Origin of the sequence: Mesorhizobium loti CJ3sym, assembly GCF_000472785.1 — a bacterium.
Classification (GTDB): domain Bacteria; phylum Pseudomonadota; class Alphaproteobacteria; order Rhizobiales; family Rhizobiaceae; genus Mesorhizobium; species Mesorhizobium loti_E.
On the sequence record NZ_AXAL01000008.1, the window covers coordinates 95,031 to 112,354 of the forward strand.

The 17,324-nt window shown below is 62.7% G+C and carries 15 protein-coding genes; 8 read left to right on the top strand and 7 right to left on the bottom strand.

The genetic code is table 11. The features are described 5' to 3' along the window. The first annotated feature begins 163 nt into the window (after window positions 1-163). Window positions 164-1,366: an aromatic ring-hydroxylating oxygenase subunit alpha gene (locus tag A3A9_RS0112325; RefSeq protein ID WP_027059062.1), complete on the top strand. Its 1,203-nt coding sequence runs from the start codon at window positions 164-166 to the stop codon at window positions 1,364-1,366. 259 nt (window positions 1,367-1,625) lie between these two features. Here the strand turns inward: A3A9_RS0112325 and A3A9_RS0112330 are convergent, their stop codons facing one another. Beyond that, window positions 1,626-3,044, bottom strand: coding sequence for an aminotransferase (locus A3A9_RS0112330; RefSeq protein ID WP_027059063.1), 1,419 nt, complete (start codon window positions 3,042-3,044; stop codon window positions 1,626-1,628). A gap of 273 nt (window positions 3,045-3,317) precedes the next feature. Here A3A9_RS0112330 and A3A9_RS0112335 point away from each other — a divergent pair, with 273 nt between their 5' ends. The 3 genes from A3A9_RS0112335 to A3A9_RS0112345 are packed head-to-tail and all read left to right on the top strand — an operon-like array spanning window position 3,318 to window position 6,179. After that, window positions 3,318-4,235 carry an ABC transporter permease gene (locus tag A3A9_RS0112335; RefSeq protein ID WP_027059064.1) on the top strand — a complete coding sequence of 306 codons (918 nt, stop codon included), beginning with the start codon at window positions 3,318-3,320 and terminating at the stop codon, window positions 4,233-4,235. Further along, entirely contained in the window at window positions 4,232-5,053 is an 822-nt protein-coding gene (locus A3A9_RS0112340) for an ABC transporter permease (protein WP_027059065.1), read from the top strand. The genes A3A9_RS0112335 and A3A9_RS0112340 overlap by 4 nt, the downstream gene beginning before the upstream one ends. A gap of 52 nt (window positions 5,054-5,105) precedes the next feature. Next, the gene (locus A3A9_RS0112345) at window positions 5,106-6,179 is read left to right on the top strand and encodes an ABC transporter ATP-binding protein (protein WP_027059066.1); all 1,074 of its coding nucleotides are present in this window, start codon (window positions 5,106-5,108) and stop codon (window positions 6,177-6,179) included. Here A3A9_RS0112345 and A3A9_RS0112350 read toward each other — a convergent pair. From A3A9_RS0112350 to A3A9_RS0112370, 5 genes are all read right to left on the bottom strand, one after another. Next, on the bottom strand, window positions 6,143-7,453 hold the full coding sequence (locus A3A9_RS0112350; RefSeq protein WP_027059067.1) for a flavin monoamine oxidase family protein: 1,311 nt from the start codon (window positions 7,451-7,453) through the stop codon (window positions 6,143-6,145). The two genes, A3A9_RS0112345 and A3A9_RS0112350, sit on opposite strands and share 37 nt — an antisense overlap. Then, window positions 7,450-8,526, bottom strand: coding sequence for an extracellular solute-binding protein (locus A3A9_RS0112355; RefSeq protein WP_027059068.1), 1,077 nt, complete (start codon window positions 8,524-8,526; stop codon window positions 7,450-7,452). The genes A3A9_RS0112350 and A3A9_RS0112355 overlap by 4 nt, the downstream gene beginning before the upstream one ends. Before the next feature lie 109 nt (window positions 8,527-8,635). Then, window positions 8,636-9,718, bottom strand: coding sequence for an ABC transporter substrate-binding protein (locus A3A9_RS0112360; RefSeq protein ID WP_027031417.1), 1,083 nt, complete (start codon window positions 9,716-9,718; stop codon window positions 8,636-8,638). Between the two features lie 48 nt (window positions 9,719-9,766). Continuing rightward, window positions 9,767-10,432 (bottom strand): transcriptional regulator BetI, encoded by a 666-nt coding sequence (gene betI, locus A3A9_RS0112365; RefSeq protein WP_430515879.1) that lies wholly within the window; start codon window positions 10,430-10,432, stop codon window positions 9,767-9,769. Between the two features lie 27 nt (window positions 10,433-10,459). Further along, window positions 10,460-11,254: a class I SAM-dependent methyltransferase gene (locus tag A3A9_RS0112370; RefSeq protein WP_027059070.1), complete on the bottom strand. Its 795-nt coding sequence runs from the start codon at window positions 11,252-11,254 to the stop codon at window positions 10,460-10,462. A 276-nt stretch (window positions 11,255-11,530) separates the two neighbouring features. On the opposite strand from A3A9_RS0112370, the gene A3A9_RS0112375 reads away from it, so the two are divergent. The 4 genes from A3A9_RS0112375 to A3A9_RS0112390 are packed head-to-tail and all read left to right on the top strand — an operon-like array spanning window position 11,531 to window position 16,229. Next, the gene (locus A3A9_RS0112375; RefSeq protein ID WP_027059071.1) at window positions 11,531-13,150 is read left to right on the top strand and encodes a phytoene desaturase family protein; all 1,620 of its coding nucleotides are present in this window, start codon (window positions 11,531-11,533) and stop codon (window positions 13,148-13,150) included. Then, window positions 13,137-14,702, top strand: a complete 1,566-nt coding sequence (locus tag A3A9_RS0112380) for a phytoene desaturase family protein (protein WP_027059072.1) — start codon at window positions 13,137-13,139, stop codon at window positions 14,700-14,702. The genes A3A9_RS0112375 and A3A9_RS0112380 overlap by 14 nt, the downstream gene beginning before the upstream one ends. A gap of 4 nt (window positions 14,703-14,706) precedes the next feature. Next, a complete protein-coding gene (locus A3A9_RS0112385; protein ID WP_027059073.1) occupies window positions 14,707-15,966 on the top strand; it encodes an aminomethyltransferase family protein in 1,260 nt (419 codons plus the stop codon). A 2-nt stretch (window positions 15,967-15,968) separates the two neighbouring features. Continuing rightward, entirely contained in the window at window positions 15,969-16,229 is a 261-nt protein-coding gene (locus tag A3A9_RS0112390; RefSeq protein WP_027059074.1) for a hypothetical protein, read from the top strand. A gap of 10 nt (window positions 16,230-16,239) precedes the next feature. On the opposite strand, the gene A3A9_RS0112395 is transcribed toward A3A9_RS0112390, so the two are convergent. Next, on the bottom strand, window positions 16,240-17,298 hold the full coding sequence (locus A3A9_RS0112395) for a dipeptidase (protein ID WP_027059075.1): 1,059 nt from the start codon (window positions 17,296-17,298) through the stop codon (window positions 16,240-16,242). Between the last annotated feature and the right edge of the window lie 26 nt (window positions 17,299-17,324).

A 17,324-nucleotide genomic window follows, 5' to 3' on the forward strand; every position in this document is an offset into this window, starting at 1 on the left:
CCGGATTCTCCGCGACTTTCTTAGGCAGCAGCCGCATCGAATTCAGCCACGGGCGATCCAAGGAAGCCGCCTTGGGTTCTTTCGTATTTTCACAAGCCATTGCATTTCAATGCAAAATATGATTTTATTGAATGATTATTCAACAAAAAAGAAGAGACGTTTTATGAACCCGCACCTCCGTGACGTGGCGATCCCCAACGATTGGGACCGGCGGGGACTACCGGGCTGGAGTTACCATTCCGATGCCCTTCTCGAGCTCGAGAAGGAGCATGTTTTCCGCAATCATTGGCAGATCGTCGGCCATGTCAGCGACATGCCCAACGCCGGTGACTATTTGACCATGGATGTGGTCGGCGAGCGTGCCCTGATCGTGCGTGGCAAGGACGGCGTCGTGCGCGGCTTCAACAATATGTGCCGCCACCGGGGCAGCCGCGTGGTCGCCGACAGCCAGGGCAATTGCAAGAACGCGCTGGTATGCCCGTTCCATGGCTGGGTCTACAATCTCGACGGCACGCTGCGCGGCGCGGCCCGCCCGCGCTCCTTCCCCGATCTCGACAAGACCGAGTTCGGCTTGATGCCGCTCGACCTCGAAATCTGGATGGGTTTCATCTTCATCCGTTTTCGCAATGGTGGACCGCAACCTTCAGTCGCCGAGCTTCTGAAGCCCATTGAAACCGAACTCGCGCATTACAACGCAGCCGACATGGTGCCATCCTGGGGCATCTGGACCCAGAAGACCCCGGTCAACTGGAAGTCCGTGCGCGACGTCGACAATGAAGGCTATCACGTCGCCATGGCGCACCCCGCGCTGCAGGATCTCTACGGCGCCACCTATTTCGACGAGCCCTTCATCAATGGCGTGTCGCGCTCCTTCGCCACCTACAACCCGCATGCCGGCCGCCGCTGGAGCGTCAAGAACTATGTCAAGATCGCGCCCGAGCCGGCACATCTGCCGGACCACCTAAAGAAGGCCTGGGTCTATTATGGCATCTTCCCCAACGCGGTTATTTCGGTGATGCCGGAATCGGTGCAGTTCTATCAAGAGTTCCCGCTGTCGACGGGCGAGACCCTTTTGCGCGGCGCCATCTATCGCTACCGTGACGAAAGCCGTGAACAGGCGGCCGCTCGCTATCTGTCGTTCCGCATCGACCGTGACACCATGTCGGAGGATGTGCAGCTTTCGGTATGGTCGAACGAGTCCATGCTGTCCGAGGCTTTCGAGGGTTTCTACCTCTCCGATCTGGAATATGGCGTGCGCACCCACCACGACCATCTGCGCAAGATGCTGCCGGTGCTGGACCTGGAGACCGCGCCCGAGGAGAAGGACATGTGGAATTTGAACGACGCGCTCAGGTCGCGGGGGTAACACCCTTCCTTCTCCCCGTTTCACGGGGAGAAGGTGCCCGAAGGGCGGATGAGGGGCGGCGCCAACGCCTCGCGATTGGCTCGCCCCGCAGAAGATAATCGTCAGACTAAAGCCTTGTGAGCCGGCGCTGCGCCAGCCGGTGAGGGGATCGCCTCAGACGGATGAAGTTCTCAAACGCGACCAATAGCGAATGTCAGGGCCGCCCCTCATCCGCCCGTTGGGCACCTTCTCCCCGTGAAACGGGGAGAAGGAAGGACCTTCACCCTCGCCACACACCCTCGTTGCGCAGGTCATCCATGGTCCTCGAAATGCCTTCGCGCAAAATGCCGACCATGTCGTCGATCTGCTCGCGCGTGATGATCAGCGGTGGCGACATCACGCACATGTTGATCAGCGGCCGCACCAAGAGGCCTAGCTCGTGGCAATGCGCGTCGATGCGTTTGCCCACATCCTTGTCGAGCTGCAGCGGATCCTTGCTTTCGCGGTCGGCAACGCATTCGACGCAGCCCATCAGGCCTACACCACGCACCTCGCCGACCAGCGGCAATTCTTCCAGCGTCTTCAGTTGCGCCTGGAAGTAAGGCGCGACCTCGCGCGTATGCGCAAGCACGCTGTCTTCGAGGATGTCGAGGTTCTTCAGCGCCACGGCACAGCCGACGGGGTGGCTGGTGTAGGTCAGGCCATGGCCGAACATCGCGTCAGGATGGTTCGAGCGGCGCAACTCCTGCAGCAGCCGTTCCGAGATGACGACGCCGCCGAGCGGGAAATAGCCTGAGGTGACGCCCTTGGCGAAGGTGATCATGTCGGGATCGATGCCGAACACCTCGCCCGAGGCGAAGACATGGCCAAGCCGGCCGAAGCCCGTCACCACCTCGTCGGAAACATAGAGGATGTCGTTGTCGCGGCAGATCTCGCGGATGCGCTTGAGATAGCCGTCGGGCGCAATGACGACGCCACCCGAGGCCTGCACCGGTTCGCCGACGAAGGCGCCGATCTTGTCGGCGCCGACGCGGGCGACCGTGTCGCGGAACTGGTCGACCAGGAAATCGGTGAAGGCGGCAAGGCTCATGCCTTGCGGACGGCGGAACGGATCGGGTGAGGACAGCTTGATCACCAGCTCGTCGGCGCCGTCCATCCAGTCGCGGTCGCGTGGGCGGCCGTTGAGCGAGGCCGATAGATAGGTCGAGCCGTGATAGGCGCCGCCGCGCGACAGGATCAGCTTCTTTTCCGGCCGGCCACGCACATTGTTGTAGAACTGCATGAAGCGCAGCGCGGTCTCGACCGCCGAAGAGCCGCCGGTGGTGTAGAAGACATGGCTGAGATCGCCCGGCGCATGATCGGCGATGCGCTTGGCAAGTTCCGCCGACGGCGCGTTCATCGTGTACCAGGGCGTGTTGTAGGACAGCGCCATCGCCTGGTCGTACATCACCTTGGCCAGTTCCTCGCGGCGATGGCCGACATTGACGCACCACATGCCGGCAGGCCCGTCGATCAGGCGCTTGCCGGTGTTGTCGGTGATGTAGATGCCGTCGCCCTCGCCGATCAGCGCGCGCGCTTCGGCACCAACCGAACCGGCGTAAGGCCAGGGCTGGATGAGATGGCGCGTGCCCAGTTCAATGGCATCGTCGCCCCCGGTGGGAGCCATTTCCGTCGCCTTGAGATCCCTGACAGCAGCCATTGTCGCCTCCACGTCATCAGTCGAATTTTTCGCAGACATAAAATTCAGCATCAGAGGCCAGAAATAGGGGCTTTCTTCACATCATTTTGAATGTCCGTTCAATCAATATTGCAGAAATTGCGCTTGATTTCAATCGTTGGATGCGCGCATGATGAAAGAAAGCCGGCAAGGGGAACAAACAGTCGGCGTCAGCAGAATGGGATGCCGCATGGCGGAACGGTCCAGGCCAGCAACCGAGATCACACCCGGAGCCCTGCCCCCGGGAGCTTGGCAATGACGGCGGCTGCGGAAGGGTCGCCCCCGTTGCGCATGACGCGGGCCAGACGAAATGCCCTTCTGCAATCCGAACCCGTACAGGGCTTTGCCCTGATCAGTCCGACCTTTCTCTACGCCCTCATCCTTCTGGTCCTGCCGATCCTGGTGGTCATCGCCCACTCCTTCTGGACGCAGCACTACCTGACCATCGACCGCACCTTCACACTGGAGAATTACCGCGTCGCGCTGACCGAGCCGATCTACCGGGACCTGTTGTGGCGCTCGCTCTACATCTCGCTGACGGTCAGCTTGTTCACCGTCATCCTCGCCTATCCGATCGCCTACTTCATCTCCTTCCATGGCGGCCGCCACAAGAGCCTGTGGCTGTTCCTCATCACCATCCCGTTCTGGACCAGCTATCTCCTGCGCGTGATGTCGTGGAAGGTCATCCTCGGCTACAACGGCGTCCTGAATTCCGGCCTGATGGGTCTCGGCATCATCGACGAGCCGTCGACGGCGCTGCTCTACAATTCAACCGCTGTCATCATCACGCTCACCCATGCCTGGGCGGCCTTCGCCATCCTGCCGATCTTCGTTTCGCTGGAAAAGGTTGACCGCACGCTGGTCGAGGCAGCCACCGACCTTGGCGATGGGCCCTTGCGCTCATTCCTGCGCGTGACCTTGCCACTGTCGGCGCCGGGCGTGATCTCGGCGGCGCTGATCGTCATGATCCCGACGGTCGGCGACTATGTCACGCCGAAGCTGGTCGGCGGCAAGGATGGCGTCATGATCGCCAACGCCATCCAGGCGCAATTCGGCAAGGCGGCCAACTGGCCGCTGGGTGCCGCCCTTTCCGTCACCACCATGCTGATCGTTACCCTAATGGCGGGCGCCACGGTGCTGATCATCCGGGCTTTGCAGAGGCTGGCACGATGAGGGCGCGGCGCTTCCTGTCGGGCGGCTGGCTGTCCGTCTATGCGTTCCTCTATGTCGTTTTCCTCTATCTGCCCGTCATCTTCCTGCCGATCTTCTCGATCAACACGGCGCCGACGCCAAAATTCCCGCTCACCGGCTTCACGCTGCAATGGTATGCGGACCTGCCGCACACGCCGGCTCTGCTTGATGCCGCCTGGAACAGCCTGAAAGTCGGCGTCTCGGCTTCGATCCTGGCTACGGTGCTCGGTATCCTCGCCGCGCGCTCCATTACCCGCTACCGCTACCCCGGCCGCCGCACCATCAACGGCCTGATCATGGCACCGCTGGTGCTGCCGGAGGTGATCGTCGCCATCTCGATGCTGCTGGTGATGCTGCAACTGGGCCTCAGCCTGTCGCTGTTCACCGTCGTGCTTGGCCACGTGCTGGTCTGCATTCCTTATTCGATGACCGTGCTGACCTCCGGTTTCGAGGGTTTCGACCGCAGCCTGGAGGAGGCGTCCGCCGATCTCGGCGAAAGCGCCTTCGGCACGTTCCGGCGTGTCACGCTGCCGATGGTGGCGCCGGCGATCATTTCCAGCCTGCTCGTCTGCTTCACCATTTCGCTCGACGAGTTCATCATCGCCTTCTTCCTGACCGGCACCGAAGCGACATTGCCGATCTACATCTGGGGCCAGCTGCGTTTCGCCTCGAAACTGCCGGGCGTGCTGGCGTTGGGCACGCTGCTTCTGGTTGCCTCTTTCCTGTTGATGACAGTCGCCGAAATCCTGCGTCGCCGCGCGGCCAGACGCACCCAGAACCAGGGAGGCATCTATGCCTGAGCAGCCCCAAATCGCGCGTCCCCAATCTGATCGATCCCAGTCTGATCGAGCAATGATCGAGATCAAGAACGTCACCCGCAGCTATGGGGCGTTCAAGGCGCTTGACGACGCCTCGCTGACCATCAGGGAGGGCGAATTCTTCTCGCTGCTCGGTCCGTCCGGCTGCGGCAAGACCACGCTGCTGCGTATGATCGCCGGCTTCGACAATCCGACCAGCGGTTCGATCGCGGTCGGCGGCCAGCCGATGGAAGGCATTCCGGCCAACCGCCGGCCAACCAATATGGTGTTCCAGAGTTACGCGATCTTCCCGCACCTCAATGTCGAGCAGAATGTCGCCTATGGGCTGAAGCGGCTGAGGCTGCAGGGCGGCGAAGAGAAGCGGCGCGTCGAGGAAGCATTGGCGCAGGTCTCGCTGACCGGGCTCGGCAAGCGATTGGCCACCGAACTGTCCGGCGGCCAGCGCCAGCGCGTCGCGCTCGCCCGCGCGCTCGTCATGCGGCCCAAGGTGCTGCTGCTCGACGAACCGCTGTCAGCGCTGGACAAGAAACTGCGCGAGCAGATGCAGGTGGAACTGCGCCGCCTGCAGCAGGCGGTCGGCATCACCTTCGTGCTGGTCACCCACGACCAGTATGAGGCGCTTGCCATGTCCGACCGCATCGCCGTGATGTTCGGCGGCAGAATAGCGCAGGTCGCCTCGCCCAAGGAGATCTACCAGCGGCCTGTCAACCGCCAGGTCGCCGACTTCCTCGGCGGCATGAACTTCGTCAAGGCTGAGATCGTCGAGGAAAATGCCGCTTCGCTGGTCGTCGATACGCTGGGCTTCGGGCGTGTGAAAACCGACAAGCCAAAGGCCTTCGTGCGCAATGGCGGCGGCGCGACGCTCGGGATCCGACCCGAACGCCTGCGCGTGCTGTGGGACAATGCGACGGCAAAATTCGAGGTCGCCGGCAAGGTGGTCGAACGCCACTATTTCGGCGAGATCACCCACCTGATCGTCGAGATACCGGGGTTGGAAAAACCGCTGTCGGTGACCGAGACCAACGATTTCGGCGCCGACGACATTCCCGTCGGCACCCCGATCCGCCTTGCCTACGACCCCGAAGCTCTGGTGGCGATGGGCGACTGAAGCTCGGCGAGAATCTTGCGCGCCGCGATACGGCCGGCAACGATCGCGCCTTCGACATAGCCGGGGAATGACGGCGACAGTTCCGAAGCGGCAAAATGGACTGGCGGTGCACCGGCAAGAATCGTCCGCTCAGCATCCCTGGCCGTCACGTCGACGATGAGGTCGCTGTAGGCGCCGCCGCTCCAGCGGTCCCGTATCCAGTCGCGCGAACTGAAATCGATGACATTGCCGGCATCCGGCCCGAGGGCTTCCTGCAATCGGGTGGTCACTTCCGCCCGCAGCCCAGCCTCGTCCAGCGCCTGCCAGCGCAGCGCGAGCGGTCCGCCGATGAAGACGACGAGCGCGGCATGCTCGGCGTCCCTGCTGGCGTCGCAGGCAAACAGCCCCGGCAGGTCGCGCCACATCACCATGCCGCTCAAGCCCCGCTCTCGCCAAAACGGTTTGGGATAGCGCACCAGAATCTTGATTACAGCACCGCTTTTCCAGACGCCAAGCGCCTGCCCGAGCGAGGGCGGCAAGGCGGGTGCGAAATCGAGCTTCGCGGCCGTCGCCGGCGGCAAGGCGACCAGCACTTGGCGTGCTTCGATCGTGCCATTGGCTGAGACGACCCGAACGCCTTGTGGCCCATGTTCGATGCGCGTGGCCGCCTCATTCAGTCGCATCCGGTCGCCGAGATCACCAGCCAGATCCTCGGCCAGAGACTGCATGGTCTCGCGCAGAAAATACTGCAGCTCCGGCACTTCGTTGGTGATGCGGCGGTCATTGTCGATCAGGTACCAGAGCGGCACCCTGTCCATCGGCAGGCACCACAGGCCTTCGATCATCGACCGGAAAGCCGTCTTGGCATTGGTGGGATCGCGCTGGCGTTCGAGCCAGGTGGCGACGCTCATGCCTTCTATCGAGGGGTCGTCCGGCTCAATCCTGTTCATGCGCTCGCGGATCGCCATCGCGCCGTGGTAGGTCCGTTCGGCCTGTATGACCGACATCGACGGATGGGTTATGAAATCGCCGTCGACATAGGTTTCAACCAGCGTCTTGCCGCGTGTCTCGACCAGGGCCATCAGCTGCGGCATGTCCTCGCACAGGAACTGGCCGCCACTGTCGATGCGCTCGCCAAGTCCGTTGTGCCCGGCCTCGACGCGCCCGCCGACGCGATCACGTGCCTCAAGCAGCACAAGATCGACGCCGGCCTGCTTCAGTTCAAGCGCCGCCGACAGGCCAGTGAAGCCGGCGCCGACGATGATGATTTCGGTTCTTTGCAGTTTGCTCGTCAATAGCCGGCCTTGATCTTCTCGAACTCGTCGACCATGCGCTTCTTCAGCTCGGGCGCGACCGGCTGCTGGAACAGCGTCTTGTCGAGGAACTTGTCGATGTCGTCGAAGCCGCGCTCGGCCAGCACCTTGTGGTCGATCGCGGCCATGCCGGCGCTGTTGCCATGACCGTAGCCGAACGTCGTGACCATGTACTTCGAAATGCCAGGCGCATTGACCGCGCTCAGGAAATCATAGGCCTGGTCGAGCTTGCCTGGCGCGTCCTTCATCAGCACGTAGCCGCACACCCAGGTCGACATGCCCTCCTTGGTATCGCGGTTCATGGCGACGGGAACGCCTTGCCCATTCATCGCGATCAGCGTCTGGCCCCACCCCCAGGCGAGGTCGACCTCATTGCCGGAAAAAGCCTGATCGATATCGCTCGAGTCGGTCCAGTAGAGACGGACGTTCTTGTGCACCTGGCGCAGGAAATCGGAGGCCTCCTTGAACTGCGCGTCGGTCATCTTGGTCCAGTCCTTGAGACCGATGACCAGGCTTGCCAGTGCATAGGCATCGTCGACATTGTCGCCGATGGTGACGCGGCCCTTGAATTTAGGATCGGCCAGTATCCGCAGCGACTGCGCCTCTTGCGCCGTCACATTGTCGGTGCGGTAGAGCAGTGCCGTATTGCCCCAGTCGAACGGCATGAACCAGGCCTTGCCGTCGGCGGTGGTGGTGAGGTTCTTCATTCCCATGATGCCGGGATTGAGGTCCCTCCAGCCGGCGATCCGGGAGGTGTCGAGCGGCTGCAGCAGGCCCGCATCGCGCCATTTCGCCACGCTTTGCGAACAGGGATGCGCAATGTCGGTCTTGAAGCCCGCCCGCATCTTCTCGAAGGCCTCGTCCTCGTCACCGAAGAAGGCGAAGGTGGGCTCGGCGCCATATTTGGCGGTGTAGGCGGGATGCAGCAACGGATCCTCGTACCCGGACCAGTCGAACACCACGAGATCGCCGCCGCCTGCCGCGAAGGCATAGACCGCGCCGGCGCCGATCATGCAGGCAGCGGCAAGGGCAAGGCGGCGCAGCACTGACGTCATGGCGAAACTCCCCCTTCGCGAAAAGCTGCTGCGAGGTTAGGAGAAATCATCTGCTTTGGCGAGGCCCGTCCGCCCGCCATGTCAGTGGCGGACGGGCAGTCGAGATGGATCAGTACCCGGCTTTGATCTTCTCGAACTCGGCGATCATCTTCAGCTTGAGATCGGACGGCAGCGGCGACTGGAACAGCGTCTTGTCGACGAATTTCTGCACGTCGTCATAGCCTTTTTCCTTGAGGATCGCCGGATCGACGCCAGCCATGCCCTTGGCGTTGGCCTGGCCATAGCCCCAGTCCTTTACCAGCACCTTGGCGGTCTCCGGATCGTTGACGGCGTTCAGGTAATCATAGGCCTTATCGATGTTGCCGGGCGCGTCCTTGAACAGCACATAGCCGCAGACCCAGGTCGAGATGCCTTCATTGGTGTCCTTTATGGACTTGATCGGCACGCCTGCCTTGACGGACTGCACAGTCGCGTCGTTCCAGGCCCAGGCGAGGTCGACCTCGCCGCCGGACAGCAGTTGGACGATATCGGTAGTGTCGGTCCAGTAGGAGCGGACGTTCTTGTGCACCTGGCGCAGGAAGTCGGACGCCTGCTTGAACTGGTCGTCCGTCATCGTGGTCCAGTCCTTCATGCCGATGGCAAGCGCCGCCAGCGCATAGGCGTCGTCGACATTGTCGCCGATCGACACCCGACCCTTGAACTTCGGATCGGCAAACGCCTTCAGCGACTGCACGTCCTTGGCGTCGATCTTGGACGAATTGTAGGTGAGCTGCGTGTTGCCCCAGTCCCAAGGCATGAACCACGCCTTGCCGTCAGCGGTCGTGGCGAGGTTTTTCATCGCCATGATGCCGGGATTGAGATCTTTCCAGCCCGTGATTCTCGAGGTGTCGAGCGGCTGCAGCAGGCCGGCCTCGCGCCACTTCGTCACGCTCTGCGAGCAGGGATGACCAAGATCGGACTTGAAGCCGGAGCGCACCTTCTCGAACGCCTCGTCTTCGTCGCCGAAAAAGGCGAAGGTCGGCGAATCGCCGTTCTTCTCGACATATTTCGGATGGAAGCTCGGATCCTCGTAGCCGGACCAGTCGAACACGATCAGGTCCTTGTCGGCGGCGACGGCGAACGCTGTGGCCGAAGCCGCAAGCGCGCCGCCCAGCGCCAATGTCAATGTCAGGCGTCGGCTAAGTTTCTTCATGCTGTTCCATCCTCTTTTGGTCTTGCCGGTCTTGGCGGCCGGCTGTTGCTAACCGTAATGCTTCGGGAAGGCAGAGGCCAAAAAAGCGTTGGCCGCCTGCAAGGCTGTTTCGCGCGTCGTGTCCTCGGTGCCCATCATCAGCCGCAGCCACAGCCCCTCCAGCATGGCCGACAGCGCCAGCGCCATCACCTGCGGCTCATAGGCATAGGAGCCGCTCTGCTTGAGCGTCGTGCAGAGATCGATGAAGACCTGCTGGTAATAATTATCGCGCGAACTGCTCAGCGCCTGATAGGTCGGCCGCGACTTGGCCTCGCCCCAGAAGGCCAGCCAGGCGGCGAGCTTGCGCTTGTTGCAGATCGAGCGGTCGAAGTCGGCCCACACCAGTTGCTGCAGCTGTCGCGCCGGATCGTCGCCTGCCTTCTGCAGCGAAGCGCGCCAATGCGCCGAATACTCGTCATACATATGCTGCAGCGTGGCGATCAGCAGCTTTTCCTTGCTCTCGAAATGGAAGTTGACGATGCCGCGCGAGAGGCCCGCGCCATCGGCGACATCGGCCATCGTCGTCTCGGCGTAGCCGCGCTTGGCCAGCGAATCGATCGTCGCCTCGATCAGCTGCAGCTGACGGACCTCCTTCGAAGCCTTGCGGCCGCGCTTTTCGGCATCGCCCTTTCGCGCCGTTTCGGCGAGAATGTCCCTGGCCTCGGAAGTCTTCATGGATGTGACGGTCTCCAGCATTGCCGGCTATCCTACCGGCTTCCAACCGCGCAGATGAGTGGGACGGTGCTCGCCACTGTCAAGCACCTTCTGCATTGCCTCCCAGGTCTTGATGTTCTTGTCGACATAGGCCGCGCCGACCGCGGCGGCGGCTTGTGCGTAGAGCGCCCCCTTGAGCCGCGCGAGCTCTCCGCGCGCCACCTCCCGGTACCAGGGATTGCGGTCGCGCACGGTGACATGGGTAAAGCCGGCGCTACGCATCGCCTGCGCATAGCGCACCGGCGAGGCCATGGCGAAGGACAGCCCCTCGGCGGCGACATAGGCCTTCATCTCGGGCGACGGTTCACCGTCATGGCCAACCATCCAGTTGGAAGCGGCAAAGACGCCGCCCGGCTTCAGCACCCGGAAGATCTCAGCGAACAGCGCGTCCTTGTCAGGCACGTGCAGCAGCGCATCCTTGGAGAAGACGACATCGAAGGAGCGATCGGCGAAAGGCAGCGGTCCCGGTGGCCCCTGGATGAAGCTGGCCTTCTGCTCCAACCCACGTGCCGCGGCACGTTGCCGGGCCGCCTCGATCACCGGCTGTTCGACATCAAAACCGGTGGTGTGGGCAGCGCCATGGCGCTCGATCAGATGCAGCGCTATGCCGCCCGAGCCGCAGCCGATGTCGAGAATTGTCTTGTCATGGAGCGAAAGGCCCTCGACCACCCGGTCGACCTCTTCAGGCCCGCCCGGCGACAGGTAACCATCGCCCCACAGCGCCTCGAGGAAGCGGATGGCGGTGTCATCATACTCCGGCTCGGCATCTGCCGTTTCGATCATCGGACTCCGGCTCCGTCAGCCGATTTCATCAGTTTCGAATGCCGGCAAAGCGTAACCCATGGCGGCAAAAACGCAACATCATTTGTTGAACATTCATTCAGTATGGCTGGACAGAACGGCTGATACCGTGCCAAATTCCGCGTATTCGGGAACAGATCACGCAAAAATGAACAGCGGGTCACAGAGCAATCCCAGGAAAAGTGTGAGCGGTTTTCCCGGGAAACCGCGCAGCGCTTTCCCTTGGGAATTGCGTAGAAACAAAGAGACAGGGCCACAATGAAAGCTTGGGACGCGATCATCATCGGCGGCGGACACAACGGTCTGGTCAACGCCTGCTACCTGCAGCGCGCAGGGCTCGATGTGCTGGTGGTGGAGAAGAACGACTGGGTTGGAGGTGCAGCCACCAGTCGTGAGTTGACGCCGGGCTTCCTCTACTCCAACTGCTCCTATGTCTGCTCGCTGTTTCGCCCCGAGATCATGCGCGACCTCGAACTGCCGCGCTTCGGCCTGCAGGTCATCTCCTATGAGGGCGGCGCTGTATTCACCAGGGATGGCGACTATCTCGCCAACTACCGCGACCACGACGCGCACCGGCGCGAATTCGCCCGCTTCTCCAAACGCGATGCCGAAGCCTATGACGGCTATGCCCGCGACGTGACACGGCAGTGCCGCTTCATCCAACCGCTCTTGATGCGCACCGCCCCCGATCCGACCAGCCTCAAGCCGCGCGACCTCGGCGAATTGCTCTATCTAGGGAAAAAGTTTGCCGGCCTGTCTGCTGAGGAAATGGCGCTGACGCTGCGCTTCTGGACGATGTCGATCTCGGAATTCCTCGACGAATATTTCGAGACCGATGTCATCAAGGCAAACTTCGCTCTGTCCGGCATCATCGGCACCGCGCTCGGGCCGATGTCGCCCGGCACGGCTTACGTGCTGCTGCACCATTATATGGGCGAGGTCGACGGCTCGGTCGGCGCCTGGGGCTATGCGCGCGGTGGCATGGGCGCCGTGACCAAAGCGCTGGCCGCATCGTTCAAGGCCTCGGGCGGCGCCATCCGCACCGGCGCCGAGGTCGACCATGTGCTGGTGAGCAGAGGCAAGGCCAAGGGTGTGGTGCTGGCCGGCGGTGAGGAGATTTACGGCAAGCTCGTCGTCTCCAACGCCGACGTGAAGCGCACCTTCCTGAAGCTGGTCGAGGAAAAGGAGTTGCCCGACATTTTCCTGCGCCGGGTGAAGAATTTCAAGATCCGCGGCTCATCCGGCAAGGTCAACATCGCACTCGATTCGCTGCCGGAATTCCCCGCACTGCCGAAGGATTCGCCGGTCTATCGCGGCGACATGCATTTCACCGATTCGATGGAGCGCATGGAACGCGCCTATGACGACTGGAAGGCCGGTCGCTGGTCGTCTGACCCGTTCCTCGACATGGTGATCCCGACGACCCTCGACCCGACGATGGCGCCTCCCGGCAAACACTTCATGAGTTGCTTCGTGCAGTACGCGCCGCCCAAGGTGAACGGCCGCGACTGGACCGATGCCGACCGCGATGGTTTCGCCGAAAGCGTGATTGCGCAGATATCAGAATACTCACCGGGTTTCCGCGACCGCATCGTCCACATGGAAGTGCGCACGCCACGCGAGATCGAGGCCGAGGTCGGCCTCACCGAAGGGAACATTTTCCAGGGTGAGCTGACCTTCGACCAGCTTTTGTTCAACCGCCCGGTGCCGGGCTACGCGCAATATCGCTCACCGGTTGGCGGGCTCTACATGTGCGGCTCCTCAACCCATCCCGGCGGTGGCGTCATGGGCGCGCCCGGCCGCAATGCCGCCGCCGAAATCCTGCGCGATCTCGCCAAATCCACCTCGCATATGAGCCCGGCCCATGACGTCATTTGATGCAATCGTCATTGGCGGCGGCCACAACGGCCTCGTCGCTGCGGCCACGCTGGCAAAGACCGGCCGCAAGGTACTGGTGCTGGAAGCCGCAAAGGATGTCGGCGGCGCCGCGCGCACCGAGGAATTCGCACCCGGCTTTCGCGTCTCCTCGGTCGCCCATGTGCTGAATCGTCTGCACCCCGAAATGGTGAGGACGCTGGAGCTGGAGAAGCATGGGCTGCAATTTGCCCGCACGGACTTTCTGCCGTCGGTAGCGCTGTCCAGGGATGGCCCAGCGCTTATGCTGCATGGTGCCTATGGCGAGGTGCTGACCGGCGCCAGTTCCTCCGAGCAGTCGGCCTGGAAAGAATTGCGGGCGCAGCTGTTGCGCTATGCCGGCATCCTAAAACCCTTCCTCTCCCGCCGCGCGCCCGATCTCGCCGGTATGTCGCTGCTGGAGACCGCGTCGCTCGGCCAGACTGCACTGGCGCTGAAGAAGCTCGGCAAGGAAGACATGCGCGATTTCCTGCGCGTGCTCTTGATGAATGTCGCCGATTTGCTCGACGAACAGCTCGAGGACGACAGGCTGAAGGGCCTTCTCGCCTTCGATGCAACGCTTGGCAGCCATCTCGGCCCGCGCTCGCCGACGTCGTTGCTAGGCCTCTATTATCGCCTGGCTGGCGAGACCGGCGGTGCGGCGGGTGCGCAAGTTCTGCCAAGGGGGGGCATGGGTGCGGTCGTCGCCGCCATTCGCGCCGCCGCGGAAAAGGCCGGCGTCACCATCCGGACATCGGTTGCCGTGGCAAAAATCATCGTCGAGAAGGGCCGCGCTGTCGGCGTCGCGCTCGACACTGGCGAGGAGTTGCGCGCCAGGACAATCGTCTCCGCCATCAATCCTGCGACCACCTTCCGCGACCTTGTCGGGCCACGCGAGATCGACACCGGCTTCGTGCGCAAGGTCAAAAACATCCGCATGAAGGGCGATGCCGCCAAGCTCAATCTGGCGCTCGACCGGCCGCCACAATTTGGCGGGGTCGATGCCGCAGGCCAAAAGGGCCGGTTGGTCATCGCCCCCTCGCCCGATCACGTCGAGCGCGCCTTCAACCCGTCCAAATACGGTGAATTCTCGCCCGAGCCGGTCATGGAGATCACGCTGCCTAGCCTCGCCGATCCGTCGCTCGCGCCTGATGGAGCCTGTGTGCTGTCGGCGGTGGTGCAGTACGCGCCCTACGCTTTGAAGGAAGGCTGGGATGCCGGCAAGCCGAAATTCCTTAGGGCGGTCATGGCGCAGCTTGAGGCTTATGCGCCCGGCATCGGCAAGAGCGTCGTCCATGCCGAGCTGCTGACGCCGGCCGATATCGAGACGCGCTACCGCATGCCGGGCGGCCACTGGCACCATGGCGAACTGCAGGCCGACCAGATGCTGATCTCGCGGCCCGTCTCCGGCTGGTCAGGCTACGACACGCCGCTCGAAGGGCTGTTTCTGGCCAGCGCTGGCTCGCATCCGGGCGGTGGCGTCTCCGGCGCACCAGGCTTGAACGCCGCACGACGCATCATTGCGATGAAGGGATAGAATCATGGCCCAGGCGACCAGGAAGAAGCCCGTTGCAAACACAGCCAATGCGGCTGTTTCCGCGCGCATCGTAGCCCAAGGCCATTTCCGCACGCTGCGCCTTGGCACGCCATTCCAGCCGCGCCTCGATGCGCTGGCCAAAACCCAGGACTGGTACAATTGGGCCGGCTACCGCGCACCGCATTCTCTATGGGACGAGGAGCTCGAATATTTCGCCATACGCAGCCAGGCAGCACTGTTCGACATCTCGCCAATGACCAAATACCGGATCGAAGGGCCGGACGCCGAAGCCTTACTGAACCGCGTCACCTTGCGCGACGTCACCAAGCTCAAGCCGGGCCGGGTCCATTACACGGCGTGGTGCGACGACGAGGGATTTGTCCTTGATGACGGCACGCTATTTCGTCTGTCGCCGACCCGCTTCCGCCTGTGCTCGCAGGAGCGGCATCTGCCCTGGCTGCTCGACAGCGCCATCGGCTTCGACGTCATCGTCCAGGAGGAAACCGAGGCGGTCGCCGGGCTCGCGCTGCAGGGGCCAACCTCCTTCGCCGTGCTACGCGATGCCGGTTTCGCCGGCGTCGAGAAGCTGAAAGTTTTTGACCTTGCCGATTTCCCGCATGATGGCGGCACCGTCAGCATCTCGCGCACTGGCTTCACCGGTGATCTCGGCTACGAACTGTTCGTTCCGGCCGATAAGTCGCTGAGCCTCTGGGACCGGCTGATGACAGCGGGCGAACTGCGCGGTATCAGGGCCATCGGCTACACCGCGCTCAACCGCGCCCGTCTCGAGGCCGGGCTGATCGTTGCCAATGCCGATTTCACCACCGCCGAACACGCTATACGCGCCGACCGCTTGCGCAGGCCCGACGAGATCGGGCTCGGCTTCATGATCGATCCGGAAAAAGGCCATTTCAACGGCCGCCGCGCCATCCTCGAAGCGCGCGCCAAACGCAAGCTGCGCCATGTGCTGGTCGGGCTGGAGATCGAAGGCAACATCCCGGCCGAACACGCCATCGTCTATTACAAGAAGAGCCAAGAGGTCGGCCTGGTCAGCGCCGCCATGTGGTCGCCGATGGCCAAGCGCAACATTGCCATCGCCTCGCTGGAGCGGCCGTATGGTGATACGCTGGTCGAGGACCTCTGGGTCGAGATCTACGCCATGCGCGAGCTGCAGTATCAGAAGCTGATGAAACGGGCCAAGGTGGTGGCACGGCCCTTCATCAAGCTCGACCGCCGCACCGCCAATCCGCCAGCGGATTTCTGACCATGGCCGACGAAGCTGACAAGCCGGAAGAAGATGGCGAAGCCGCCGAACAGTGGGAGCTGGTCAACACGCCGCTTGGCGAACAATGGTCCGGCCGCACGCGCTATGCCGCCGCCATGTTCTTCTACAAGCGTGACGAGATGAGCGCCGAGACGCTCGAAGTCTACCGCATCTGCGCGCGGCTTGATTCGGAAAATCCGCTGCCGATCATCCGCGACCGTGGCGTCGGCAAGGACTGGCTCAAAAGAATTGGTTTCGAATAGCGCCTGCGCGCTATCCAATTGTCTTTTCAAGCATGTTCAACCAATTGCGATAGGCGATTTTTTCGATCAATGCCCGGCCGAAACCGCGCGCGGCCAACGCATCGATCAGCTTCGGCAGGCCGGCGACGTCACCGATGACGGCCGGAATCATGGCGCCGTCGAAATCCGAACCGAGACCGACGCCGTCCTCGCCCAGCGCCTGCAGCAGCGAATCGACATGGCGCACCATGATGTCGAGGCTGGTGTCGGCGTTCATGCGGCCGTCCTCGCGCAAAAATCCGGTGGCGAAGTTCAGCCCGACCATGCCGCCCGACTCGCGGATTGCGCCGAGTTGCCAGTCAGTCAGATTGCGTGAATGGCCGCAGATCGCGTGCACATTGGAGTGCGTGGCGACCAGCGGCGCGTCGCTGAGACCAGCGACATCGCGAAAACCCTTCTCGTTGAGATGCGAGAGGTCGATCATGATCTTCAGCTGATTGCAGGCCTTGACCAGCGCCTTGCCGGCGTCAGTCAGACCCGGGCCGGTATCCGGCGAGGACGGAAAGCGGAACGGCACGCCGTGACCGAAAGCATTCGGCCGGCTCCAGACGATGCCGAGCGAGCGCAAGCCGGCGGCATGCAGCACGTCGAGCATGGTGAGTTCGGGATCGATCGCCTCGACGCCCTCGATGTGGAACACGGCGGCGATCGTGCCTTTGGCCATGGCGTTGTATATGTCGGCGGCGGTCCGGCAGACGGCAAGCGCTCCGGCCCGTTCCAGCCGAAACAGGATCGAGGCCATCGCGATCGTTGAGTTGAGCGCATCGGCGCGCGGCACCTCCGGCGGCAGAGGCTCGCTGTCACTCGGTGCCAACGGGACCGCGCTGCGCCTGGCCTTCTCGACCGGCGGCGGGAAGATCGCGAACATGCCGCCGGCAAAGCCGCCGGCTTTCGCACGCGGCAGGTCGATATGACCGCCCGACTTGCCCTCGATGAACAGCTTTTCGACGTCCGTGTCCTTCGACTGATAAAGTCGCAGCAGCGTATCATTGTGGCCGTCGAAGACGGGGACGAGGTCTGTTTCGGTCATAGGGGGATCATTCACTTCGTTTGTCG